This window comes from Mycolicibacterium houstonense (assembly GCF_900078665.2).
Taxonomy (GTDB): Bacteria; Actinomycetota; Actinomycetes; order Mycobacteriales; family Mycobacteriaceae; genus Mycobacterium; species Mycobacterium houstonense.
On sequence record NZ_LT546207.1, the window covers coordinates 3,629,116 to 3,652,993 of the forward strand.

21 protein-coding genes and 5 pseudogenes are annotated in these 23,878 nt (G+C 67.1%); 13 read left to right on the top strand and 13 right to left on the bottom strand.

The genetic code is table 11. The features are described from left to right. Positions 1-65: 65 nt before the first annotated feature. Together BN4332_RS18085 and fadD2 are read right to left on the bottom strand one after the other, a co-directional pair. Positions 66-848: an SDR family NAD(P)-dependent oxidoreductase gene (locus tag BN4332_RS18085; RefSeq protein ID WP_066900311.1), complete on the bottom strand. Its 783-nt coding sequence runs from the start codon at positions 846-848 to the stop codon at positions 66-68. Between the two features lie 29 nt (positions 849-877). Continuing rightward, a complete protein-coding gene (gene fadD2 / locus BN4332_RS18090; protein ID WP_066900313.1) occupies positions 878-2,551 on the bottom strand; it encodes a long-chain-fatty-acid--CoA ligase FadD2 in 1,674 nt (557 codons plus the stop codon). Positions 2,552-2,605: 54 nt separating this feature from the next. On the opposite strand from fadD2, the gene ligD reads away from it, so the two are divergent. The 6 genes from ligD to BN4332_RS18120 all read left to right on the top strand — a co-directional run bounded on the left by ligD (position 2,606) and on the right by BN4332_RS18120 (position 7,839). Continuing rightward, on the top strand, positions 2,606-3,835 hold the full coding sequence (ligD, locus tag BN4332_RS18095; RefSeq protein ID WP_066900651.1) for a non-homologous end-joining DNA ligase: 1,230 nt from the start codon (positions 2,606-2,608) through the stop codon (positions 3,833-3,835). A 31-nt stretch (positions 3,836-3,866) separates the two neighbouring features. Continuing rightward, entirely contained in the window at positions 3,867-4,412 is a 546-nt protein-coding gene (locus BN4332_RS18100) for a GNAT family N-acetyltransferase (protein WP_066900315.1), read from the top strand. 65 nt (positions 4,413-4,477) lie between these two features. After that, the gene (locus BN4332_RS18105; protein WP_066900317.1) at positions 4,478-5,212 is read left to right on the top strand and encodes a (Fe-S)-binding protein; all 735 of its coding nucleotides are present in this window, start codon (positions 4,478-4,480) and stop codon (positions 5,210-5,212) included. Next, positions 5,209-6,672 (top strand): LutB/LldF family L-lactate oxidation iron-sulfur protein, encoded by a 1,464-nt coding sequence (locus tag BN4332_RS18110; RefSeq protein ID WP_066900319.1) that lies wholly within the window; start codon positions 5,209-5,211, stop codon positions 6,670-6,672. The genes BN4332_RS18105 and BN4332_RS18110 overlap by 4 nt, the downstream gene beginning before the upstream one ends. Then, positions 6,669-7,277 (top strand): LutC/YkgG family protein, encoded by a 609-nt coding sequence (locus BN4332_RS18115; protein ID WP_066900320.1) that lies wholly within the window; start codon positions 6,669-6,671, stop codon positions 7,275-7,277. Before BN4332_RS18110 ends, BN4332_RS18115 begins: the two co-directional genes overlap by 4 nt. 145 nt (positions 7,278-7,422) lie before the next feature. Then, entirely contained in the window at positions 7,423-7,839 is a 417-nt protein-coding gene (locus tag BN4332_RS18120; protein WP_066900322.1) for an STAS domain-containing protein, read from the top strand. Between the two features lie 197 nt (positions 7,840-8,036). Here BN4332_RS18120 and BN4332_RS18125 read toward each other — a convergent pair whose 3' ends face one another. From BN4332_RS18125 to BN4332_RS18135, 3 genes are read right to left on the bottom strand one after another with little or no spacing between them, the layout of a single operon-like run. Beyond that, positions 8,037-8,312: a hypothetical protein gene (locus BN4332_RS18125; RefSeq protein WP_074133106.1), complete on the bottom strand. Its 276-nt coding sequence runs from the start codon at positions 8,310-8,312 to the stop codon at positions 8,037-8,039. A 36-nt stretch (positions 8,313-8,348) separates the two neighbouring features. Further along, complete coding sequence (locus BN4332_RS18130; protein ID WP_066900652.1) at positions 8,349-9,773, bottom strand: DUF1254 domain-containing protein; 1,425 nt, start codon at positions 9,771-9,773, stop codon at positions 8,349-8,351. A 50-nt stretch (positions 9,774-9,823) separates the two neighbouring features. After that, on the bottom strand, positions 9,824-12,163 hold the full coding sequence (locus BN4332_RS18135) for an arylsulfatase (protein WP_066900324.1): 2,340 nt from the start codon (positions 12,161-12,163) through the stop codon (positions 9,824-9,826). 110 nt (positions 12,164-12,273) lie between these two features. Here BN4332_RS18135 and BN4332_RS18140 point away from each other — a divergent pair, with 110 nt between their 5' ends. Together BN4332_RS18140 and BN4332_RS18145 are read left to right on the top strand one after the other, a co-directional pair. After that, positions 12,274-13,290 (top strand): AraC family transcriptional regulator, encoded by a 1,017-nt coding sequence (locus BN4332_RS18140; protein WP_066900326.1) that lies wholly within the window; start codon positions 12,274-12,276, stop codon positions 13,288-13,290. 130 nt (positions 13,291-13,420) lie between these two features. Further along, on the top strand, positions 13,421-13,741 hold the full coding sequence (locus BN4332_RS18145; RefSeq protein ID WP_066900654.1) for a hypothetical protein: 321 nt from the start codon (positions 13,421-13,423) through the stop codon (positions 13,739-13,741). Positions 13,742-13,847: 106 nt separating this feature from the next. Here the strand turns inward: BN4332_RS18145 and BN4332_RS18150 are convergent, their stop codons facing one another. Next, on the bottom strand, positions 13,848-15,062 hold the full coding sequence (locus BN4332_RS18150; RefSeq protein ID WP_066900655.1) for a CaiB/BaiF CoA transferase family protein: 1,215 nt from the start codon (positions 15,060-15,062) through the stop codon (positions 13,848-13,850). A 146-nt stretch (positions 15,063-15,208) separates the two neighbouring features. Here BN4332_RS18150 and BN4332_RS18155 point away from each other — a divergent pair. After that, positions 15,209-16,753 (top strand): annotated as a pseudogene (locus BN4332_RS18155) (acyl-CoA dehydrogenase family protein); the annotation flags it as partial. Positions 16,754-17,005: 252 nt separating this feature from the next. On the opposite strand, the pseudogene BN4332_RS18160 reads toward BN4332_RS18155, so the two are convergent. After that, a pseudogene (locus tag BN4332_RS18160) lies at positions 17,006-17,272 on the bottom strand (aminotransferase class III-fold pyridoxal phosphate-dependent enzyme); the annotation flags it as partial. On the opposite strand from BN4332_RS18160, the pseudogene BN4332_RS18165 reads away from it, so the two are divergent. Continuing rightward, positions 17,224-17,625: pseudogene (locus tag BN4332_RS18165) on the top strand (acyl-CoA dehydrogenase family protein); the annotation flags it as partial. The pseudogenes BN4332_RS18160 and BN4332_RS18165 sit on opposite strands and share 49 nt — an antisense overlap. 152 nt (positions 17,626-17,777) lie before the next feature. Further along, positions 17,778-18,059, top strand: a complete 282-nt coding sequence (locus BN4332_RS18170; protein WP_066900330.1) for a hypothetical protein — start codon at positions 17,778-17,780, stop codon at positions 18,057-18,059. Positions 18,060-18,075: 16 nt separating this feature from the next. Here BN4332_RS18170 and BN4332_RS18175 read toward each other — a convergent pair whose 3' ends face one another. Beyond that, on the bottom strand, positions 18,076-19,179 hold the full coding sequence (locus tag BN4332_RS18175) for an aldehyde dehydrogenase family protein (RefSeq protein WP_268811515.1): 1,104 nt from the start codon (positions 19,177-19,179) through the stop codon (positions 18,076-18,078). On the opposite strand from BN4332_RS18175, the gene BN4332_RS18180 reads away from it, so the two are divergent. Then, positions 19,090-19,404: a helix-turn-helix domain-containing protein gene (locus BN4332_RS18180; RefSeq protein WP_235654129.1), complete on the top strand. Its 315-nt coding sequence runs from the start codon at positions 19,090-19,092 to the stop codon at positions 19,402-19,404. The genes BN4332_RS18175 and BN4332_RS18180 overlap by 90 nt on opposite strands. Here BN4332_RS18180 and BN4332_RS18185 read toward each other — a convergent pair. The 3 genes and pseudogenes from BN4332_RS18185 to BN4332_RS18195 all read right to left on the bottom strand — a co-directional run. Then, positions 19,394-20,209: an acyl-CoA thioesterase gene (locus BN4332_RS18185; RefSeq protein WP_066900335.1), complete on the bottom strand. Its 816-nt coding sequence runs from the start codon at positions 20,207-20,209 to the stop codon at positions 19,394-19,396. The genes BN4332_RS18180 and BN4332_RS18185 overlap by 11 nt on opposite strands. Positions 20,210-20,300: 91 nt before the next feature. Next, positions 20,301-20,465, bottom strand: a pseudogene (locus BN4332_RS34450) (acyl-CoA dehydrogenase family protein); the annotation flags it as partial. Beyond that, a pseudogene (locus tag BN4332_RS18195) lies at positions 20,453-21,445 on the bottom strand (aminotransferase class III-fold pyridoxal phosphate-dependent enzyme); the annotation flags it as partial. The pseudogenes BN4332_RS18195 and BN4332_RS34450, both read right to left, overlap by 13 nt. 209 nt (positions 21,446-21,654) lie before the next feature. Between BN4332_RS18195 and BN4332_RS18200 the strand changes: the two are divergent. Next, positions 21,655-21,822 (top strand): helix-turn-helix domain-containing protein, encoded by a 168-nt coding sequence (locus tag BN4332_RS18200; protein WP_235654130.1) that lies wholly within the window; start codon positions 21,655-21,657, stop codon positions 21,820-21,822. Here the strand turns inward: BN4332_RS18200 and BN4332_RS18205 are convergent. Together BN4332_RS18205 and BN4332_RS18210 are read right to left on the bottom strand one after the other, a co-directional pair. Then, the gene (locus BN4332_RS18205; protein ID WP_066900335.1) at positions 21,812-22,627 is read right to left on the bottom strand and encodes an acyl-CoA thioesterase; all 816 of its coding nucleotides are present in this window, start codon (positions 22,625-22,627) and stop codon (positions 21,812-21,814) included. The two genes, BN4332_RS18200 and BN4332_RS18205, sit on opposite strands and share 11 nt — an antisense overlap. 91 nt (positions 22,628-22,718) lie before the next feature. Further along, positions 22,719-23,876 carry an acyl-CoA dehydrogenase family protein gene (locus tag BN4332_RS18210; protein WP_066900656.1) on the bottom strand — a complete coding sequence of 386 codons (1,158 nt, stop codon included), beginning with the start codon at positions 23,874-23,876 and terminating at the stop codon, positions 22,719-22,721. Positions 23,877-23,878: the final 2 nt, after the last annotated feature.

Here is a 23,878-nt window from a genome sequence, read left to right on the forward strand (position 1 = left end):
CAGACGCAAACCTGCCCATTTTCGTGCCATAAGGGACAGTTTTGTGTCTGCTCGGCGAAGGAACGCTACGGCAGGATCGAGTCCACGTAGCCGCCGTCGACCCGCAACGCTCCACCCGTGGTGGCCGAGGCCAGCGGGGACGCCAGGTAAGTCACCATGTTCGCGATTTCCTCCGGTTCGATGAGCCGCTGGATCAGCGACTGCGGCCGGTGCTTGCGCATGAACTCCCGTTGCGCCTCGTCCCAGGGCAGCGACTTGTCGACGAGCTGATAGACGAAATCCTCCACACCCCCGGTGTGGGTCGGGCCGGCGATCACCGAGTTCACGGTCACCCCGGTACCCGCGGCGTCCTTGGCGAAGCCCCGGGACACCGCGAGCAACGCGGTCTTGGACACTCCGTAGTGGATCATCTCGGCGGGCGTGACGATGGCGGAGTCACTCGCGATCTGGATGGCCCGGCCCCAGCCACGCTCGATCATCCCCGGCAGGTAGCTACGGATGAGCCGCACAGTGGCAAGGACATTCACGTCGAAGTAGGTGCGCCACTGCTCGTCGGTGACCTCCCGCGCCGGTACCGCGCCGAAGATCCCGAGATTGTTCACCAGGATGTCGACGTCGGGCAGCTGACGCAGCAGGTCGGCCGCCCCGTCTTCGGAGGCGACGTCGGCGGCGATACCGACCACGTCGAACCCGTCCAGTTTCGCGACGGCTTCATCGACGCGGACCGGTGTCCGACCGTTGACCGCAACACGGGCACCGCTGCGCGCCAGTTGTTCGGCGATGGCCAGCCCGATGCCCTGGGTCGAACCGGTGACGAGTGCCGTCTTTCCGCTCAGGTCGATGTTCACAAGGCTGTACTACCACCGCCGCGGGCGATCTATTCCAGGTTGCGGAGTTCCCGCTTGAGGATCTTGCCGGTGGGGTTCCGCGGCAGCTCGTCGAGGAAGACCACCTCACGCGGCACCTTGTAGCGGGCCAGATGCTCCTTGACGTAGGTCTTGATGGTGTCCTCGTCGATGCTGGCCCCCTCGGCCTTCACCACGAACGCCTTCAGCCGGTGGCCCCACTCCTTGTCCTCGACCCCCAGCGCGGTGGCCTCGATGACCTCGGGATGCCCGCTGATCAGATCCTCGACCTCGGCCGGGAACACGTTCTCCCCGCCGGAGACGATCATCTCGTCGTCACGTCCACTGACGTAGAGCAGTCCGTGCTCGTCGAAGTATCCGACGTCACCGGACGACAGCATCCCGTCGATGATCTCCTTGCCTCCACCGCCGGTATAACCCTTGAACGGGAACGTGTTTCGCACGAAGATGCGGCCCACCTGTCCCTGCGGGAGTTCCTTGCCGTTGTCGTCGATGATCTTGACGGTGATGCCCTTGACCACCGGGCCGACGGTGGACGGGTTGATCGACAGATCTTTGGGCCGCGCGATGCTCGCGAAGGCGATCTCGGTCGACCCGTACAGGTTGTAGATGATCGGCCCGAGATCCTTGAGCGCGCGGGACGCCAGCTCCGACCCGAGCTGGGAGCCCGAGACGAACACGATCCGCAGCGAGGACAGGTTGGGCTTGGGCTGCATCTTCTCGAGATGGTCGAGCATGCGGGAGAGCATCACCGGCACCACGACCATGGCGGTGACCTTGTGTTTCTCGACGTCTTCGAACACGGTGGCCGGCTTGAACCGTCGACGCAGCACCAGCGTGCTGCCCAGCATCATCGCGATGGTGGAATGCAGGAACCCGAGCGCGTGGAACATCGGCGCCGGCAGTGCGGTCACCTCACCGGCCTTGAACGGGACGTGCGACAGCACACCGCCGACCGGGGCCAGCGACGGCGGAGCAGCGCGATTGGCGCCCTTGGGTGTTCCGGTGGTGCCGCTGGTCAGGATGATGATCGACGGATGCTGGGAGGCCTTGGGCGCGCGCCTGCCGTTGCTGCGGGCGATGACGTCGGCCAGGGTTTCGTCCGTGCTGCCGGACGGCTGGTCGGAATCGGGGTTGACGCCCAGCGCCCGCAGCTTGCCCAACTCGGGCTCGGACTGCGCGACCGCGGCGGTGTACTCGTCGTCGTAGATGATCACCTTGGCGCCCTCGCGCTCGGCGACCTCTTTGATCTGCGGGCCGGAGAACTCGGAATTGAGCATGATGATCCGGGCGCCCACCCGGGCCGCGCCGTACAGCGCGACCAGGAACCAGCGGTGGTTGCGGGCCAGGATCCCGACCCCGTCACCGCCTCTGACCCCCATCGTCAGCAGTTCGTTGGCGACCGCGTGCGCCGCGGCGTCGAGCTCACCGAACGTCATCTCGCCCTCGTCGTCGATGACCGCGAGGCGTTGGGGGTGCCGACGCGCGTTGAGCGCCGGGATCATGCCGATCTCGCCCCAGGTCCGGATGTCCCCCAGCATGGCCGCAACGTGTTGTGGTGGCTCCAGCCGCAGTGCACCCGCCTCGAACATCTTGCGCGCGTAGTGCAATTCGGCCGCGCCCCGCTCCGCATACTGCTTGGCCTTGGCCGCGAGGTTCGCCGGCAGATCAGACAAACTTGGCATGTCGCCACAATAAGTGACGGCCGTCGCACCGGGGGCGGTAACTAGCATGTGGTCATGGCCGGTGCAACGTCGCTGGAGATCGACGGCCTCGAGGTGGCCGTCACCAACCCTGACAAGGTGGTTTTCCCTGACGCGCACGTTACCAAGCTGGATCTGATCAACTACTACCGATCAGTGGCCGACGGCGCGCTGCGCGGTGTCTACGGCCGCCCGATGATCCTCAAGCGGTTCGTGAAAGGCATTTCTACCGAGGCCATCTTCCAGAAGCGGGCACCGGAGAAGCGGCCGGACTATGTCGACGTCGCCGAGCTCAAATACCGGTCGGGCACCTCCGCCAAGGAGGCGGTGTTGCGCGACGCCGCGGGCCTGGCGTGGGCGGTGAACCTGGGGTGTGTGGACCTCAACCCGCATCCGGTACGGGCCGAGGACCTCGATCATCCCGACGAGCTGCGGGTCGACCTGGACCCGATGCCCGGGGTCGAGTGGTCGCAGATCGTCGATGTCGCCCACGTTGCCCGCGAGGTGCTGGAGGAGCACGGCCTGACCGCCTGGCCCAAGACGTCGGGCTCACGGGGCTTCCACATCTATGCCCGCATCCACCCGCGGTGGCCGTTCACCAAGGTGCGACTGGCCGCCGAGACCGTGGCGCGGGAGGTGGAGCGACGCGTCCCCGACCTCGCGACAGCACGCTGGTGGAAGGAGGAACGAGGCACCCGGGTCTTCGTCGACTTCAATCAGAACGCCAAGGACCGCACGGTGGCATCGGCCTATTCGGTGCGTGCGACGCCCGACGCCCGGGTGTCCACGCCGTTGCGCTGGGACGAGGTCGACGAGTGTCGCCCGGAGGCGTTCACGGTCGCCACCGTGCCCGACCGGTTCGCCGAGATCGGCGACCCCTGGGAGGGCATGGACATCACGGTCGGCGGGTTGGACGCGTTGCTCGCGCTCGCCAAGGAGCTCGGCCCGGCCGAGAAGGCACCGAAAGCCGCCTCGCCCGATGGCCGCAGGCAATCGAGCATGCCGCTGATCGAGATCGCCAAGACCAAGACCAAGGACGAGGCGCTGGCGGCGCTGGACGTGTGGCGGCAGCGCCATCCCGCGGCGGCCGAGCGACTCGAGCCCGTCGACGTCCTGCTCGACGGGATGCGGGGTCCGAGCTCGATCTGGTACCGGGTGCGGATCAATCTGCAGCACGTTCCCGAGGCCGAGCGTCCGCCGCAGGAGGAGCTGCTCGCCGACTACAACCCGTGGGAACACTACCGCGGCGCGCAGTGGAAGCACTGAGGCTTACGAGAGGGCTTGGGATACTTCGGTGATGCTCGGGTCGAAAGCAGTTCGGATTGTTTCCGTCGACTCACCTGATCTGGTACCACCGCTGACCGGAGCCATCACGGCACTCCTCCAGCACTTGGTGGCCGGAGGCGCCGCGTTGGGTTGGGTCGATCCACCGACCGAGGGCGAGGTTGCCGAACTGCTGGGTGCAACAGCCGACGCGGTGGTGACCGGTGACGCCGCATTGCTCGTCGCGGAAGTGGAGGGGCAGCCGGCCGGATTCGCTTATTGGCGCCGGTATGCGCGTCCGACGCACCGACCCCACGCGGACGTCGAGAAGGTGGCAGTCGACCCACGGTGGCAAGGCCTGGGCATCGGCCGGCTCCTGATGCAGGGACTGATCCGGGCCGCTACCGAATCACACGTCGAGGTGCTGACCCTGGACCTCCGAGCTGACAACAAGCGCGCCGCCCGGCTCTACGAGTCCTTGGACTTCAAGAGGTACGGGGTGCTTGAGAGATTCGTCGCGGTGGGTGAACGGCGATACGACAAGTTGTTCTACGCGCTGGATTTACGACGGCTGCCCTGATTCGAATCGGAAAACGCATCACCACCCGATCGGTACTGTGGACACGTCACGCTTGAGGAGTGCGCATGCGAATCGCCCTGTTCGCGACCTGCCTGGCGGATGCGATGTTTCCGCCCGCAGCGATCGCCACGGTTGAACTGCTTGAGCGCCTCGGCCATCAGGTGACGTTTCCACAAGGCCAAACCTGTTGTGGCCAAATGCATGTCAATACCGGCTACCTCGATGAAGCCACCGCGCTGGTACGCAACCACGTGGAGGCCTTCGAGTCCGCGGACTGCGAGGCCATCGTGGCCCCGTCCGGCTCATGTGTCGGGTCGGTGCGTCATCAGCACGCGATGGTGGCCCGCCGCGCCGGTGACGAGGACCTCACCATCCGTGCCGAACGCCTGGCCGCCAAGACCTACGAGCTGTCCGAGTTCCTGATCGACGTGCTCGGTGTCGACGACGTCGGCGCCTACTATCCGCACCGCGTCACCTATCACCCGACCTGCCACTCGCTGCGCATGCTCGGGGTGGGCGACAAGCCGCTGCGGCTGCTGCGCAAGGTGCGGGGGCTGACGCTGGTGGAACTGCCGGAGGCCGAATCCTGTTGTGGTTTCGGCGGAACCTTCGCGATCAAGAACGCCGATACGTCCACGGCGATGCTGGCCGACAAGATGGCCCACATCCTGGCGACCGAGGCCGAGGTGTGCAGCGCAGGCGATTCGTCGTGCCTGATGCACATCGGCGGCGGGTTGAGCCGGCTGCGGTCGGGGGTGCGCACGGTGCACCTGGCCGAGATCCTGGCGGCCGGGTCATGACGTTTCTCGGCACGCCCGGCGTCGGCAACCTGCGCGGCGACGCGCCTTTCCCGCAAGCCGCCCGCACAGCGCTGGCCGATTCCCAATTGCGCCGCAACATCGGCCATGCCACCCACACGATCCGCACCAAGCGCCTCAACGCAATACGCGAGTGCGACGACTGGGAACAGCTGCGCGCCGCGGGCAGCGCGCTCAAGCAGCAGGTGATGGCGAACCTGCCCGAGCTCCTGGAACAATTGGAGCGCAACGTCATTGCCCGCGGCGGCATGGTGCACTGGGCCCGTGACGCCGACGAGGCCAATCGCATCGTCACCGAATTGATCCGGGCCACCGGGGCCGACGAAGTGGTCAAGGTGAAATCGATGGCGACCCAGGAGATCGGGCTCAACGAGTACCTGGAGGCCCAGGGCATCGCCGCGTTCGAAACCGATCTGGCCGAGCTGATCGTGCAACTCGGCCACGACAAACCGAGCCACATCCTGGTGCCGGCGATCCACCGCAACCGCGCCGAGATCCGCGAGATCTTCACCCGCGAGATGCCCGAGGCGGGCGAGCTCACCGACGATCCGCGGGTGCTGGCCATGGCGGCCCGGGCGCATCTGCGCCGCAAGTTCCTCACCGCGAAGGTGGCGATCAGCGGGGCGAATTTCGGCATCGCCGAAACAGGCACGCTGGCGGTCGTGGAATCGGAAGGCAACGGCCGGATGTGCCTGACCCTGCCGCAGACGTTGATCACCGTGATGGGCATCGAGAAGGTCATCCCCGCCTTCACCGACCTCGAGGTGTTCATGCAGCTGCTGCCGCGCTCGTCGACGGCCGAACGGATGAACCCGTACACCTCGATGTGGACCGGGGTGCACCCCGGCGACGGACCCCAGGAGTTCCACCTGGTCCTGTTGGACAACGGCCGCACCCGGGTGCTGGCCGACGAGGTGGGACGTGCGGCCCTGCACTGCATCCGCTGCAGCGCCTGCCTGAACGTGTGCCCGGTGTACGAACGCACCGGCGGGCACGCCTACGGCTCGGTCTATCCAGGACCCATCGGGGCGATCCTGAGCCCGCAACTCACCGGTACCTCCGGCCATGACGATCCCAACGCCAGCCTGCCCTTCGCGTCGTCGCTGTGCGGGGCCTGCTTCGAGGCCTGCCCGGTGCGTATCGACATCCCGTCGATCCTGGTGCACCTGCGCGCCGAGCAGGTCGACCAAGACAGAGCAGGGTTACCCGGCGGGCAGGATCTGGCGATGAAGGCCGCGGGCTGGGCGATGGCGCGTGCGGGCCGGTTCGCGCTGGCCGAGAAAGCTCTGGGCGCCGGGCGGCTGATCGCCGGGCGCGATCACCGCATCTCCACCCTGCCGTGGCCGGCATCGAAGTGGACCGCCAGCCGCGACATTCCCGAACCGCCGGCCGAGACGTTCCGTCAGTGGTGGCGGCGCACCCACGGCGGGAGTGACCGGTGAGCACGGCACGCAGCGCGGTGCTGGGCCGGATTCGCGCCGCCCTGGCATCGGCACCGCCGCAGGCCGTCGAGGTGCCGCGGGACTATCACCACGAGCCGCGCACCGGCGCGGGCAACGTCGGACGGTTCGCCGAGACGGTCGCCGAATACCGGGCGCGCGTGCACCGCATCAGCGAACCGGACATCGCGACGACCGTCCTTCGCCTGGTGGGACCGGACGCCACGGTGGTCGTGCCTGCCGATCTGTCACCCGAGTGGGTCAGCGGGCTGACGACGCTGCCCGACGCACCCGCGCTGAGCGTCGAACAGCTCGACCGGGCCGATGCGGTGCTGACCGCATGTGCCCTGGGCATCGCCGCGACCGGGACGATCGTGCTCGACGCCGGCACTGGTCAGGGCCGGCGTGCGCTCACCCTGGTGCCCGACCATCACATCTGCGTGGTGCGCGCTGAGCAGATCGTCGACACCGTGCCCCAGGCGTTCGCCGCGTTGACGCCGGCGCGTCCGCTGACCTTCATCTCCGGCCCGAGCGCCACCAGCGACATCGAACTACAGCGGGTAGAAGGCGTCCACGGACCCCGAACACTCGACGTACTGATCGTGTGAACCTTACCGACGAGTAAGCCCCCGACGGTTCTTAGCAAAGTATTAACGCTGGCACCCAGCCGCCTTAGATTGCCCGCATAACTTTGGGGACAGGTTGACGCGACGGAGCTCAGCCAGAGCTCAGGGAAAAGGCGGGAGGCTGATCATGACTTTCACGAACAACACCCCGGCAGTGGTTTGCGACGGCGCCTCGATGCGCGCTCACTGCCGCCAGCTGGCGACAGTGGTGACCATCAAGGGTGACATCGACAGCAACAACATCGACCAGATCGCGTCGTACGTGAATCGCTTCATCCTCGCGGAGAAGCCGTTGGCACTCGATTTGAGCGGCGTGAACAGCTTTGCGCCGCAGGCAATCTCCCTCTTCTTCGACATCGATGAGCGCTGCGGCGCCCTCGGTGTGGATTGGGCGGTGGTCGCCAGCCAGCCGGTGCTCACCGAGGTCCGCCGCCAGGAGATGGACGTCCCGTTCACCGCGTCGGTACCCGAAGCCCTGCACCACTTCGCCGAAGGCAACATGGCACGCCGCCGGTTGCTGCCCCTGCTTATCAAGAGCGCCTGACAGAAAGGCCCACGCCATGTTGATCGATGTTCGCTGGTTGACCAGCTTCCTGCGCCACCGCCGCCGGGTGCTGCACCCGCAACTGGCTGCGCACTAGAACCCACACCGCCGAAATGGCTGCCGGACTACGGTCTGGCAGCCATTTCGGCTTTCGGTGACTGTGTTCGCGTCAAGGCCCCCCTACGCGGCGTCCTCGGTCAGCAGGGGTCTCCCGGTGGCGTGAAGTACGGGACACCTTCGACCGTGTAGCAGGGAACCTCGCCAGGAACATAGGGCACATGGGCGGCGGCAATCGCTGCGCCCGCAGCGACGTCGCCGGCGATGTTGGTGCAGCCACCGGCCGAGAAGTGGCGCCCACCAGCTCCGGCGCACACGTCGGCACCGGCACTTGGCGCAATGGCGAGTGGGGCGCCGACGAGAGTGGCTCCAGCGATTACTGCCGCCACCAGGATTGCTGGTGTGTGTTTGTGCATCGGACTCCTTTGACGGGTGTGGATCGATTGGAGCGGTCAGGACACCTTGGCGATGGCCGGCGGCTTCCAGGTGCCGTCGATGATCGACGGCGGAGTTTCCTTCGGCCAGTACAGGCGCAGCATGAGGTTGAACTTCCCGGCCGGCGCCGGCAGCCAGTTGGCTTCCTTTTCCGGGCCGGGGTTGTCGTGCTGCAGGTACAGATCGACCGACCCGTCGGGGTTCGTGACGAACGTGTTCCGCTGGCTGAGTGTGTACCGGTTGAGCGGGTTGTCGACGAAGAAGTAGCCCTCGTCGTACATGGTCAGTGACCAGAACCCGTCGACCGGAGGGAACTGTCCCTTGTCGAAATGCACCGTGTACTTGTTGGCACCGTCGTACGGCCGGCCGTCGGCATCGGCCTCCGAGGTCGGGTAGACGGCGTCTTGCGGCCGGTTGGCGCCGAGCCCGACGTAGGTGATCATCGCGCGCTGCAGATAGTCGGTGCCGTACTGACCGGTCTGGGTGGTGAACCGCCAGCCGTTGACGTCGTCGAGTTCCTTGAACCGGGCGAGGATCTTGTCGACACCCTCCTTGGGAACCGACTGCAGGGCTGCCGCCACGTCCGAGCCGAGCTTGTCGATGTCGAACTTCTCGCCGGGGATGATGCCGAGCTTGGCCATCCTGTCCACGATCGGCCGGTCGGCCTCGGTCGGCGGGTTGTCCTTCATCAGGCCGGCCATCAGGTCGAAGTACGCCTCGGTGCTCAGGTTGTTGACCTGATCGCGCACCGGCGTCTTCATGTCGATGGCGGGATCGACGTCGCCGGCCGGCGGGGTGTAGGGCTTGCCGTACGAGCTGAGCGGGACCAGTGAGATCTCGTCCTGCATCTTGTGCACGACGGCGTAGTCCTCGGGCGTGCCGTCACAGTAGATGCGGCCCATCAGCCAGACGGTCGACGTGGGCGACTTGTACTCCGTCACGCCCGCGGGCAGCGTGCCCTTCCAGCCGGGACCGGTGATCGCGTAGGTCTGCGGCCCGGTTCCGGTGGTGCGTTTCCCGGGCACCTCGAAGACGTTCGTGTAGCCGTCGAGCATCGGGAACAGGTAGTAGCGGTCATGCGCCTCGGGCAGGCTCAGCACCCACGGCTCGTCTTTGACGTCGATGAATCCGTTGGTGTACAACGTGTCGGCGTTGGGCGCGGTCACGTCCCGGAACTGCGCGTTGGGGTACTCGCGCATCCGCATCAGCTGACCCATGGGAGCGCGTGGGCCGTCCACCTTTTCCACGTTGGTCATCACCCGCCGCGTCATCTCGACGGTCACCAGTGAGTAGCCGTAGACATACGCGTCCAAGGCAATGGCTTTGGCCTCCTCGGGCGTCAGCTGCCCGGGTCCGGACGGCCGAGATTCGTCGGACGGCGAGCAGGCCAACGTGGCCACCATCAGCATCGCGGTACCGAGGGCGACCAGCCATTTGGCCATGCGCCGATCATGCTTCACGAAAAGTCATACCTTTCTTTGGTTTTCGTCGACTACGTGTAGGCGACGTGGACGCGGTGGATACGGCCTTCGAAGGGGAACGGGGCACGCTCGCGGTAGTCGAGCGAAACCGGCGAGCCGAGGCAGGTTCCGATGTCGAGGCAATCGTTGGCGGTGAACAGCAGCGGTGCGCTGATCGGGACCTGGCCACTGGCAATGGTTTCGCCGTTGCGCGCGACCGTGATGTCCAGTGGGCCGGCCGGGCGGGGATCGGCGTATTGGGTGGTGACCGTGAGGGTGGCGCGTCCCGGCGGGATCTTGCTCTCCGAACGGATTTTGGTGCGCGACAGGATGAAAAGGTTGTACTCGTAGCAGAGTTGCCCTTCATCGAGGTAGACGGTCAGCCCGCCGGCCCCCGCACCGAGCGCGTACAACACCCCATTGGCATTGGCGGGAATGTCGACGTCGATGGTGACGACGTTGTTCTTGTTGCCCAGCGCCGGTGCACAGAACTCGGGCATCCGGACCATGTCGCCCGAGAACTCCCATTCCTGGTACGGCGGGGCGATCCGTAGTTCGGGGTGATAGACCGGCACCCACAACCCGCCGCCGATGGGCAGCACGGCATTGCGGGCCGCCTCGACCATGAACATCTCGCGCATCTGCGCGACCTTCTCGGGCATCTGGTCGGCGAGGTCGTGCGCCTGCGTCCAGTCCTCGTCGAGGTGATAGAGCTCCCAGGTGTCGTTGTCCGGAGTCCAGGTCGCGATGCCAGGTGGCGTGCCCGGCACCCACGGCAGACGCGGTCCACGAGCCGAGGCCATCCACCCATCGTGGTAGATGGCCCGGCTGCCCATGATCTCGAAGTACTGAGTCTTCTTGCCGCCGGGCGCATTCCGGTCGACCAAGGTCCGGGCAAAGCTGGCACCGGCCAGCGGCATCTGGGGTTCGCCGTTGACGACCTGCGGCGGTGCGATGCCGACGATGTCGTAGATGGTCGGCACGATGTCGTTGCAGTGCAGGAACACGTCGCGCGGTGTGGCGTCGGCACCTACCTTGGCCGGCCAGCGCACCGCCATCGGGTTGCGCGTACCGCCGAGATGCGAGGCCAGCAGCTTCATCCCCTTGTACGGCGTGCTGCCGGCCCAGGCCCAGGCCGCGTGGTACTGGTTGTCGACCAGCGGCGATCCCAGCACATCCAGCCCGCCGAGCTCATCGAGAGCGTCGATGTGCTGACGCACCGTGGTCGGAATACCGTTCTGCGCCAACAGTTCGGCGATGGTGCCGTTCTGTCCTTCACCGGAGGAGCCGTTGTCGCCCCAGATGTAGAGGAACAACGTGTTGTCGGCGTAGCCCAGCTCTTCGAGCTCGTCGGCGATCCGGCCGACCTGCACGTCGACATGTTCGGCGTACCCGGCAGCCACCTCCATCAGGCGGCGCTGGAACGGCTTCTCGTCCTCGGGGATGTCGTCCCAGGCCGCCAGTTGCTCGTCCCGCGCCGTCAGCTCACAGTCTGACGGGATCCAGCCCTTCTCTTTGGCACGATCGAAAACCCGTTGCCGGTAGGCATCCCAGCCGTCGTCGAACTTGCCCGCGTACTTGTCGGCCCATTCCTTCATGATGTGGTGCGGCCCGTGCAGGCAGCCGCTGGCCCAGTACATGAAGAACGGCTTGTCGGCGTTGAAGGCCTTGTGCCGGCGCAGCCAAGAGATGGCGTCGTCGGCCAGGTCCTCGGACAGGTGGTAGCCCTCCTCGGCCGTCTTCGGCGGGGCCACCACGGTGGTGTTACGCACCAGGTGCGGCTCGTACTGCGACGCCTCGCCGGCCAGAAAACCGTAGAAGTACTCGAAACCCAGTCCGGTGGGCCAGTTCTCGAACGGTCCGGCCGCGGTGGTTTCCTCCGCGGGGGTGTTGTGCCACTTCCCGAAGGCCGACGTCGCGTAGCCGTACTGCTTGAGCACCTCGGCCACGGTGGCGCTCGACCGCGGGATCTTGCCCGCGTATCCGTCCCAGTCGTTGGCCAGTTCGGCGATCTGGCCGTTGCCGATCTCGTGGTGGTTGCGACCGGTCAGCAACGAGGCGCGGGTCGGCGAGCACATCGCGGTGGTGTGAAAGCGGTTGTAGGACACGCCTTCAGCACAGATGCGGTCGAGGGTCGCGGTGGTCACCTCGCCGCCGAACGTCGAGGGCAGGCCCGGCCCGGCGTCGTCGATGAGGACGATGACGATGTTCGGCGAGTCGTCGTGCAGTCGCTTCGGTGCCGTCCGCGGACTGTACGTCGATTCCTGCAACGTCCGGCCCGCGATGCTGCCCGAGGCAACCGGCGCGAACGGCAAAACCCCGCCTCCCGGCAGAACCGGCGCCACCACCTTGTCACTCTGCACGTCAGACACCGTGCCCCTTTCCCTCCAAAGCAATGTGACCCCGACCCGGGCATCTACTGTGCAGCAAATCGCCGCCTTGCGTCTTGACTTTCCAGGACAAATCTTTGACAGTCTGGGACATGGCGGTGATTCGTGGGACGGCGCTCACGAATTTTCACCAGCTCGTCACCGAACTCGGCGGAAACAGTCGCGCTCTGGTGACCGCCGCCCACATTCCCTACGACGACGTCGGCCGGCACGACCGGTTCATCTCGCTGCCCAACGGCGCCCGGATGCTCGAAGATGCCGCGATCACACTCGAAACGCCGGATTTCGGACGGCGTTTGGCATTGCGGCAGGGCATCGAGATTCTCGGCCCGGTCGGGCTTGCCGGGCGCAACGCCGCCACCGTCGCCGAGGCCTTCGTGATCTTCGACAAGTTCATGGCGGCGTACAGCCCGTCGATCACCGCGCGGGTGACCGCACATCTGGACCCCGAGCTGCGGCGCTTCGAATTCGAGTACCAGCTCGATCCGTCGCCGCCGCAGGCGCAGGCCATCGAACTCTCGTTGGGAGTCACCCTGCAGGTCCTGCGACTGTTCCTCGGCCCGGCCTATCGTCCCGTCGCGGTGCACCTGCCCCATCCCGCGCTGACCCCGGCCGACGACTACCAGAGCTATTTCGGCTGCCCGCCCAGCTTTTCCGAATCGGTCGCCGGATTCACCCTGCGCACCACCGATCTGCAACGACCGCTGCCCACCGATCAGCTCGCCCACCAGACCGCTGTCGACTACCTCGCCCAGGTCATCGGCGAGTTCCACCCGGCGACCGCCCAATTGGTGCGCACCCTGGTACGCCAACTGCTCCCGACCGGGGCCGTCGGCCTGACCGACATTGCTCGTCACATCGGCCTTCATCCCAAAGCCCTGCAACGGCGACTGTCCGCCGAGAATGCCACGTTCGCCGATCTGGTCGACCAGACCCGCCGCGAGTCCGCACAACGGCTGCTGTTGGACACCGACCTGAGCCTCGACCAGCTCTGCCACCAACTCGGTTATGCCGAGCAGAGTGTGCTCACCCGGGCCTGCAAACGCTGGTTCGGCACGACGCCGACGGCCTATCGCAACACCCGGATCGCCTCGCCGCCGCGGCCCTAAACATCGACACCGCAAGCCAAGCCACGTCCTTGCCGAGCGAAGCATCCGTCGCGCACCGCCCGCCCTGCCTGCTAATGTTCGGCCCGCCGGGCGATGCAATCGGCACCTGCCCACCTCGGGAAGGNCAATGATGTTCAGCTCATCATCACCATCACCCTGGCGCCGCGCAGCGACGGCCGCGCTCGCCGTCACCGCACTGCCCGGCGCGATCGTGCTGTTCGCCCCGGCCGGCACGGCCGCAGCGGACGTGTGTGCCAGCGCCGGACGCCGGATCTCGGTGGGCGGGTGCGTCAACATCGCCGATGCCGTGGCTCCCTACGTCCCGCCGCCGGCGTACTACGCCCCGCTGCCGGAGGACCCGCCACCGCCGCCCCCGCCGCCACCAGGCTCGAACGTCAGTGGCTGCATCGGCTACAACGGCCGCTGGGTCCACGCCGGCGGCTGCAACTAGCGCCTGACCGCCATCCGTCGTTTTCTCCGTAGGGGTTGCGGTCCCGGCGCGGTCGGCAGCCCCCACGCAGAAAGCGGCGGCAACAGTCCCAAGAACCCCGGCCAGGTCAGGCGATCGCGCCGGAGTCCTTCAGCTCGCTGATCCGGTCCCAGTCGATGCCGAGTTCCATCAGCACGATCTCGGTGTGCTCCGATGCCTGTGGGGCCCGAGTGGTCTCGAGTGGCTCGTGGTTGAACTGCACCGGCCCGCGCACCACCCGGAACGGCTTGCCACCGTCGGTCGCCTCGACCTCGACGATCATGTCGTTGGCGACGGCCTGGTCGTCGGTGGCCAGGTCGACCAGGCTCTGGAACGGCGCCCACTGCCCCTTCATCGTCTTGAGATGCTGACGCCAGTATTCGAAGGGCTTGCTGCGGATCGACTCGGCGATCAGTTGTGCTGCCGCCTCAGCATTTTCGATCAGCGGAAGGACGTCGGAGAACCTCGGGTCGTCGGCGAGTTCGGGCAGACCGAGATGCTCGAAGGCGTCGCGGATGTAGCCGGTCGGGCTGACGATGCACAGGTTGATGGTGCCGCCGTCGGACGTCAGGTAGTTGCCGAGGAACGGATTGACCGTCGGCCCAATGGAATCGGGCATCAGGGACCGCATGGTCTCCCCCGTCTCCATGCCCTGCGTCACGCTGGCTCCGGCCGCCCACCACGCGGTGCTCAGCAGTGACACGTCCACCTCGAGCGCCTCGCCGGTGCGGTCGCGGTGGAACAACGCCGCCGAGATGCCACCGGCGATGTTCATCCCGCCGATCGAGTCGCCGAACGCCGGAATACCTTGGGACAGCGCACCGCCCAGCTCCTCGGGGGTGAGCGCGTGCCCGACGCCGCTGCGGGTCCAGAACGCGGTGCCGTCGAATCCGCCGACCAGGCGCTCGGGCCCCTTGTCGCCGTAGGCACTACCACGGGCGTAGATGATGTTCGGGTTCACCGCCCGGATGTGTTCGACGTCGAACTTGTTCTTCTGCCGAGCCTGCGGCATGTAATTCGTCAGGAACACGTCAGCAGTCTTGGCGATCTCGTACAGGATCTCCTGGCCGCCGGCCGTCGAGATATCGATGCCGACGCTGCGCTTGCCGCGGTTGGGATGCTCGATGAGCGGATGCCGGTTCGGGTCGAGCTCGAACCCGCCCATGTTGATGAAGCCGCGCTGGGTGTCCCCGCGCACCGGATGCTCCACCTTGATGACGTCGGCACCCCAGTCGGCGAGGATGGCCCCGGCCGCCGGGACGAACGTGAACTGTGCGACCTCCAGTACTCGCACGCCCTGCATGACCTTGATCAACGCGGCTCCTAACCGTTGGACTTACGGTAAGTGTAGCGAGACCGGTTCGTGGCGAGTGTGGTCTGACGGTTTGCGGGTATCCCACCATCGAACGGAGTTACCGTCGAGTAGGGCCCGATGCATGGAGGCCGGCTATGACCGCTACCGGAGAAATCAACGAACGACAGGCCAGGCAGGTTGCCGAAGAGGCGCGCGAGGCGCAGTGGCGCCGACCCAGTTTCGGCAAAGAGTTGTTCCTCGGCAGGTTGCGGCTGGACCTGGTCCATCCGTACCCTCGCGGACCAGCTGTGACATCCGAACGCGGCGAGGCGTTCCTGTCGAAGCTGCGGGAATTCTGCGAGTCGCAGATCGACGCCGCGGTGATCGAACGCGATGCGCAAATCCCGGACAAGGTGATCCGGGGCCTGAAGGAACTCGGCGCGTTCGGCATGAAGATCGGTACCGAGTACGACGGCCTCGGGTTGTCGCAGGTGTACTACAACAAGGCGCTGTCCCTGGTGGGCTCGGTACACCCGGCGCTGGGCGCGTTGCTGTCGGCGCATCAGTCGATCGGCGTACCCCAGCCGGTGTCGATGTTCGGGACTGACGAGCAGAAGCGGACCTGGCTGCCCAGGTGCACCCGCGAGATCAGTGCCTTCCTGCTGACCGAACCGGACGTCGGCAGCGATCCGGCCCGGTTGCACGCCACCGCCATCCCGGACGGGGACGACTACGTGCTCAACGGCGTCAAACTCTGGACCACCAACGGTGTCATCGCCGATCTGCTGGTGGTGATGGCGCAAGTCCCGAAGGCCGAGGGGCGTCGCGGCGGCATCACCGCCTTCGTCGTCGAAGCCGACACCCCCGGCATCGTCGTCACCAACCGCAACGCCTTCATGGGGCTGCGCGGTATCGAGAACGGGCTGACCAAGCTGACCGATGTCCGGGTACCGGCCGCCAACCGCATCGGCAAGGAAGGCGAGGGCCTGAAGATCGCGTTGTCCACGCTCAATGTCGGACGCCTGTCGTTGCCCGCGGTGTGCACCGGAACGGCGAAATGGTGCCTGAAGATCGCGCGGGAATGGTCGAGGGAACGGGTGCAATGGGGCCGGCCGGTCGGTGAGCACGACGCGGTGGCCGGCAAGGTGGCCTTCATCGCGGCCACCGCCTATGGCATCGAATCGATGGTCGAACTGGCAAGCGAGCTGGCCGATGCGGGCCGCACCGACATCCGGATCGAGGCGGCGCTGGCCAAGCTCTACGGCTCGGAGATGACCTGGCTGATCGCCGACGAACTCGTGCAGATCCGCGGCGGCCGCGGCTTCGAGACCGCCGAATCGCTGGCCGCCCGCGGTGAACGCGGTGTGCCCGTCGAACAGATCCTGCGCGATATGCGCATCAACCGGATCTTCGAGGGCTCCACCGAGATCATGCATCTGATGCTGGCCCGTGAGGCGGTGGACGCTCACCTGTCGGTGGCCGGCGACATCATCGACCCGGATGCCGATCTCAAACAGAAGGCCAGGGCCGCCACTCAGGCCGGGAAGTTCTACGCGCGCTGGTTACCCACCTTGGTCACCGGAAAAGGCCAGCTGCCAACGTCATTCGCCGAATTCGGGCCGCTGGCCGAACACCTGCGATACGTCGAGCGCGCCAGCCGCAAACTGGCCCGCAGCACCTTCTACGCGATGTCCCGGTGGCNGCGGCGGCGGGGGCTGGTGCGGGCCCAGTCCGGGAACGCACGGTGGGCGGCGTCCACTGCCGACCGGGCGTCGGCGACGGTGCCGTCGGCCACCTCGGCGATGGTCTTGCCGGTGGCCGGGTCCGCGACGTCGAAGGTCGTGGCGGCACCGTGGGCCTGGCCGTCGATGAGGATGCCGTGCTTGGCATCCAGGGCGGCGATCGCGTTCTGCGGGTTCACTGAAATCTCCAGGGTTCGAGCCGACCAGGGCTCAGCGGGTCTCGGCGAAGACGGCGGCCAGGATGTCCAGCCCCTCGTCGAGCAGGTGGTCGGGCATGGACAGCGGCGGCAGGAACCGGAGCACGTTGCCGTAGGTGCCGCAGGTCAACACGACCAGCCCCTGGGCGTGGGCGAGGGCGGAGAGCCGCTTGGCCAGGTCGGCGTCCGGCTCGGTGGTGCCCGCCTTGACCAGTTCGACGGCGATCATGGCGCCACGGCCGCGGACCTCGCCGATCCGGGAATCCTCGGCGNTTCTACGCGATGTCCCGGTGGCAGGGCAAGTTGGAGCACAAGCAACGGTTCCTGGGCCGGATCGTCGACATCGGGGCGGAGTTGTTCGCGATGACGGCCGCATGCGTCCGGGCCGGCGGCGACGAGGCGGCCGTGGAGCTCGCCGACGCGTTCTGCCGGCAGGCCCGGGTGCGGGCCGACCGGTTGTTCCACGAACTCTGGGACAACAGCGACGAATCGGACCGGGTCTTGACGCACGGTGTGCTCGCCGACCGCTACACGTGGCTGGAGGACGGGATCATCGACCCGTCGATCGAAGGCCCGTGGATCGCTCAGGAGGGGCCCGACCAGACCGACGACGTGCACCGCGTCATTCGCTGAACCAGGCAAATACCCGGCCCGCCCGCGGCCGAACAGGCATAGACTCAAAGTTTGTGACGACCCCGTCAAGCGCCCATGGCGGCGGGTGGGGGCAGTGGCCGCATGCGATGTGCGCGCTCGATCACCGGCTAACCCGGCGGCAAGCGCGTCAGATGAGTCGGCGATTCGCCGGGGTCGGTGTCGGCATCGGCGCGGCCCGTCTGCGTGAGATCGCCTCCGGGGCACCGGCCGCCGATGCCGAACTCGACGATGTCGAATTCGCCGTCGTCGCGCGGGAATTCGTGCACGACGAGCGACTCGCGAAGATCAAGCACGGCAAGCAGCTCTGCGTAACGTGGTTCATCGTCACCGTCATGGGCCTGGCCATGTTCGGCCTGCTGCTCGGCGCGACCGTGCTGATGCTGAGCCTGATGTCGCACACCTCGCCGTTCTGAGCCGGCCGTCAGCAGTTCAGTCGAACGCGACGCTGAAGTACTGCGTCTCCTGGAACTCGTGCAGGCCGTCTCGGGCGCCCTCCCGGCCGAGCCCGCTCTGCTTCATGCCGCCGAACGGGGTGGACGGGTCGGACACGATGCCGCGGTTGATGCCGACCATGCCGGCGTCGAACGACTCCGCCAGGCGAACGGCATCCTGCAGTCGGCCCGCGTAAATGTATGCGGCCAAACCGTATTCGGTGTCGTTGACCCAACGCAGCAGATCGTCCTCGTGCTCCCAGACCACAACGGGCGCGACGGGTCCGAAGATCTCGTCGGCCAGGATCGCGGCGTCGGGGGCCACGCCGGTCAGCAGCGTCGGTGCGACGAACCAGCCCTCGGTGGGCGCCTCGGATCGAGCGGCCACCACGGCGCCGTCGGCCACCGCGGCATCGATAGCCTCGGTGACGCGCTGTGCGGCGCGTTCGCTCACCAGCGGGCCGACCTGTGAGTCCGGGTCAGAGGCCGGGCCGACGCGCAACGCCGCGACCTCGTCGGCCAAGCGGGCGACGAAGTCCTCGGCCACCGAGGCATGCACGTAGAACCGGTTGGCCGCGGTGCAGGCCTGCCCGCCACCGCGGAACTTGGCCACCATCGCACCCGCGACAGCGGCCTCGACGTCGGCGTCGGCGGTGACCACGAACGGGGCGTTGCCGCCGAGTTCCATGCTGGCGTTGACGATCCGGTCGGCGGCCTGCTTCAGCAGCACGCGGCCGACGCCGGTGGAACCCGTGAAGGAGATCTTGCGGACCCGCTCGTCGCTGAGCCAGTTCTCGACCACGGCGGCGGCATCGGTGGTGGGCACCATGTTCACCACACCGTCGGGAACGCCTGCGTCCGAGAGGATCCCGGCGATCGCCAAGGCGGTCAGCGGNCCGGCCGCCGGCTGGCCGACGACGGGCTGCAGGTCGGTATCGGGAACTCGGTCACGCCGCGTGACGGCGCAACCGGCTACCGGACCGCCGGACTGGCGCTGGCCCAGGCCACCGAGGTGTCCGGTGCGGTGGTGTGGGACCGGGTGATCGACGACGGCCCGCTCGGCCTGATCGATCCGGAGAAGGCCACCGCTTTCGCCGAACACTGGTTGGACGGACTGGATTCCGAACAGCTGGAGACGCTTCGTTGCTTTCTGCGTCACCACGGTTCGCGGCTCAAGGTCGCCGAAGAACTCGGGCTGCACCGCAACACCGTGCGCAATCGTCTCGCGGCGATCGAGGCGGTGCTGCCCGGCCGGCTCGATGACCCGCAGACCCGGGTGAGTGCGTGGATCGCGCTGCAGTCGATCCCCGACGACCTCACGCCTTGAAATAGACGAACTGGTGACTCGTCGCCAGCAGCACCCCGCTGCGGCCGAACAGCTGCGCACTCTGGTCGAAGTAGCCACCGGAGAACTTGTGCGCCCGGGCCGTGGCGAGCACGAAATCGTCGCCCTGCGCGGCGAGTTGCTCATCGTCGGCATGGAAGTACACCGTGATTGACACCGTCCCGGCCGGCACGAACTGGCCGTGTCGCAGGAACACCCGAGGGTAGAAGATGTCGCTCACCGAAGTCAGGGCCGCGAAATCCATTGGCCTCGAAGGGTTGTTCCGCACCCACAGGGTGGTGGTGGAACTCGGCGACTCGGTCGGCGCGGCGCCCGGGTCGGGCATCGCCCCGTCGACGAACCGCATGTCGTAGTTGTCGAACCACACCACCCCGAACGGCGGGACCGAGCGCGCGATGTCCTCGGGAGCCGGGGCGTCCGGCGTGGTGATCTCGGTGTCCGACCAGCCCTGCCTGCGCAGCCCGAAGACGGCGGTCGCCGTGGTCTTGGGCTCGCCGTCCTGGCTGAGTTCGACGATCCAATGCTGGTTGGAGCGGTTGGTCTTGACGACCCTGGTTGTGATGTCGAAGTCGCCGTCGGCGATCGGGGCCAAGTAGTTCACGGTCAGCGCGATGGGCTGGCCGTGCCGTTTCGGGTGCAGCTCGACCGCCCGCACCAGCGTGGCCGCGGTGATGCCACCGAACGGGCCGACCATGTTGGCCCACTCCGGTACCGTGCGTCCGCGCCACTGACCGTCACCGGATGATTCGAGCTCAAGCGCCTTGTCCAAGGGATGCACCCGATTCACAGTACCCAGGCTCGGCAGACGTGTTGCCCGGCCTCTGGGCGGCACGACCTGGTGGAACGGTCGTCAGAAAGGTTGACCGCCGCGGCTCCGGTCACTTGACCGGCGAATAGTTCGGCCGCCCCAGGCCGAGGGCCTGCTGCGCGATCATGTTGCGGAACACCTCCAGGGTGCCGCCATAGATGCCCGTGGGCCCGGCCAGGCGGAAGATGTATTCGGCGCCGCCGTCGTCGGCGGCACCGGCCGTGCCGACCGGCAGNTCGGGTTGCCGCCGTAGGTGCCGCCGAGGCCACCGGCGTGCGGCGCGTCCATGATCTCGGCGCGGCCGGTCACGGCCGACAACGGCAGTCCGCCGGCGATGCCCTTCGCGGTGACGATGAGATCGGGCACCACGTCCTCGTGCTCGACGGCGAACATCGCGCCGGTCCGGGCGAAGCCGGACTGCACCTCGTCGGCGACGAACACCGCGCCGTTGTCGGTGCACCAGTTCTGCAGCGCGCGCAGGAATCCCGGTGCGGGGACGATGAATCCGCCCTCACCCTGAATGGGTTCGATGACGACGGCGGCCACGTTGTCCGCGCCGACCTGCTTGTCGATCAGGTCCAGGGCGCGGGCAGCGGCGGCCGCACCGTCGGTCTCGCCGTCCCGGAACGGGAACGACGTCGGCACGCGGTACACCTCACCGGCGAACGGGCCGAAGCCGTGCTTGTACGGCTGGTTCTTGGCGGTCATGGCCATGGTGAGGTTGGTGCGGCCGTGGTAGGCGTGGTCGAACACCACGACGGCCTGCCGCCGGGTGTGGGCGCGGGCGATCTTCACGGCGTTCTCGACGGCTTCGGCACCGGAGTTGAACAGCACACTGCGCTTGTCGTGGTCACCGGGGGTGAGCCGGTTGAGCTCCTCGGCCACCCGCACATAGCCCTCGTAGGGCGTGACCATGAAACAGGTGTGGGTGAACGCCGCGACCTGCTCGGTGACGGCCTCGACGACGGCCGGCGCGCTGTTGCCGACGGTGGTCACCGCAATGCCGGAGCCGAAGTCGATCAGCTGGTTGCCGTCGGCATCGCGCAGGATGCCACCGCCTGCGGCCACCACGTAGACGGGCAGCGTGGTCCCCACGCCACCGGCCACCGCAGCGGTCTTCCTGGCCTGCATCTCCTGCGAGATGGGGCCTGGAATCGCGGTGACGAGCCGGCGTTCCTGGGTGACGGCTGCACCCGCGATCTCGGCGATGGTCACGTGTTCCTCCTGCTGCTGGCGGTCTTTTGCCGTAACGCTAAGGACTCTCCGGCGCCGACGGCAGTGTCGAAATGCATAGCGCGCTGTCTCCGCATTGTGCAAAACTGGCAGCATGGTCGTGGTCGGTGACCTGCTGACGGTGAGCTCACTCGCGCTGCGTGGCGTCCACGTCTGCCGCCCCGACGCGGCGGTCCGATGGGTGGCCACCAGTGAACTGGCCGACCCGNGTCGCCGAAGAACTCGGGCTGCACCGCAACACCGTGCGCAATCGTCTCGCGGCGATCGAGGCGGTGCTGCCCGGCCGGCTCGATGACCCGCAGACCCGGGTGAGTGCGTGGATCGCGCTGCAGTCGATCCCCGACGACCTCACGCCTTGAAATAGACGAACTGGTGACTCGTCGCCAGCAGCACCCCGCTGCGGCCGAACAGCTGCGCACTCTGGTCGAAGTAGCCACCGGAGAACTTGTGCGCCCGGGCCGTGGCGAGCACGAAATCGTCGCCCTGCGCGGCGAGTTGCTCATCGTCGGCATGGAAGTACACCGTGATTGACACCGTCCCGGCCGGCACGAACTGGCCGTGTCGCAGGAACACCCGAGGGTAGAAGATGTCGCTCACCGAAGTCAGGGCCGCGAAATCCATTGGCCTCGAAGGGTTGTTCCGCACCCACAGGGTGGTGGTGGAACTCGGCGACTCGGTCGGCGCGGCGCCCGGGTCGGGCATCGCCCCGTCGACGAACCGCATGTCGTAGTTGTCGAACCACACCACCCCGAACGGCGGGACCGAGCGCGCGATGTCCTCGGGAGCCGGGGCGTCCGGCGTGGTGATCTCGGTGTCCGACCAGCCCTGCCTGCGCAGCCCGAAGACGGCGGTCGCCGTGGTCTTGGGCTCGCCGTCCTGGCTGAGTTCGACGATCCAATGCTGGTTGGAGCGGTTGGTCTTGACGACCCTGGTTGTGATGTCGAAGTCGCCGTCGGCGATCGGGGCCAAGTAGTTCACGGTCAGCGCGATGGGCTGGCCGTGCCGTTTCGGGTGCAGCTCGACCGCCCGCACCAGCGTGGCCGCGGTGATGCCACCGAACGGGCCGACCATGTTGGCCCACTCCGGTACCGTGCGTCCGCGCCACTGACCGTCACCGGATGATTCGAGCTCAAGCGCCTTGTCCAAGGGATGCACCCGATTCACAGTACCCAGGCTCGGCAGACGTGTTGCCCGGCCTCTGGGCGGCACGACCTGGTGGAACGGTCGTCAGAAAGGTTGACCGCCGCGGCTCCGGTCACTTGACCGGCGAATAGTTCGGCCGCCCCAGGCCGAGGGCCTGCTGCGCGATCATGTTGCGGAACACCTCCAGGGTGCCGCCATAGATGCCCGTGGGCCCGGCCAGGCGGAAGATGTATTCGGCGCCGCCGTCGTCGGCGGCACCGGCCGTGCCGACCGGCAGGGCACCGGCCGCTCCGATGATGTCCATCAGGTCTGGAGATACGTCGCGCATGGTCTGCGCGATCGCCACGCGCCCGTACATGCCAGGGCTGCTCATCGCGGCTTCCAGCCGCGCGATGCCCCGGCCCAGCCGGTAGCGCGAGGCGGCGTCGGGCGGTGCCACGGCGGCCACCCGGTCCACCGCCTCGGCCATCAAGTTGATGTGCTCGGTCATCGTGGCGAGCTTCTGCAGGCCGCGGGTCTCGCGTTCGAAGGTGCCGTGCTCGAGTTCGAGCGCACCGCGCAACACCGCCCATCCACCGTTCACCTCGCCGACGCGGTACCGGTCGCTGACCCGCACGTCGCTGTAATAGGTGATGTTGGTGCGGTCACCGTCGACGGTGCGCAGCGGTTGGATCTCGACGCCGTCGGAATCCAGCGGCACCAGGAACATCGTGAGGCTCTTGTGCTTCGCTGCGGCCGGGTCGGTGTTGGTCACCAGGAACACGTAGTGCGCATTGTGGGCGTTCGACGTGAACATCTTGGAGCCGTTGACAACCCAGCTGGTTCCGTCGGCTTCCCGCACCGCGCGCGTCTTGCAGGTCGCGACGTCGGATCCACCTTCGGGTTCGGTGTAGCCCAGGCACAGCCGCAGGCTCCCGTCCAGGACACCGGGCAAGACCTCGTCGAGCAGTTCCGGCGAGGCGAATTTCTCCACCGTGTGGGCGACCATCGCGGTCGTCCCCCAGTGGAACCACGGGGTGTGGGCCCGGGCGATCTCCAGCTCCCAGATCCGCCGCCGGACCGCGCTGAACCCGCCGTCGGCCTCGGCCCGATAGTCGCCGGCCAGATAGCCAGCCTTGCCCAGGGCCAGATGCACTGCCTCGTCGAAGTTCTCGCCGGTCTCGCGATCACGCCGGATCACCTCGTCGGTGACCACCTCGGCGAGGAATGCCCGCAGCTCATCGCGGAAGGCCTCGTCTTGATCGGATAACTCGACGTGCGCGAAGTCCATCA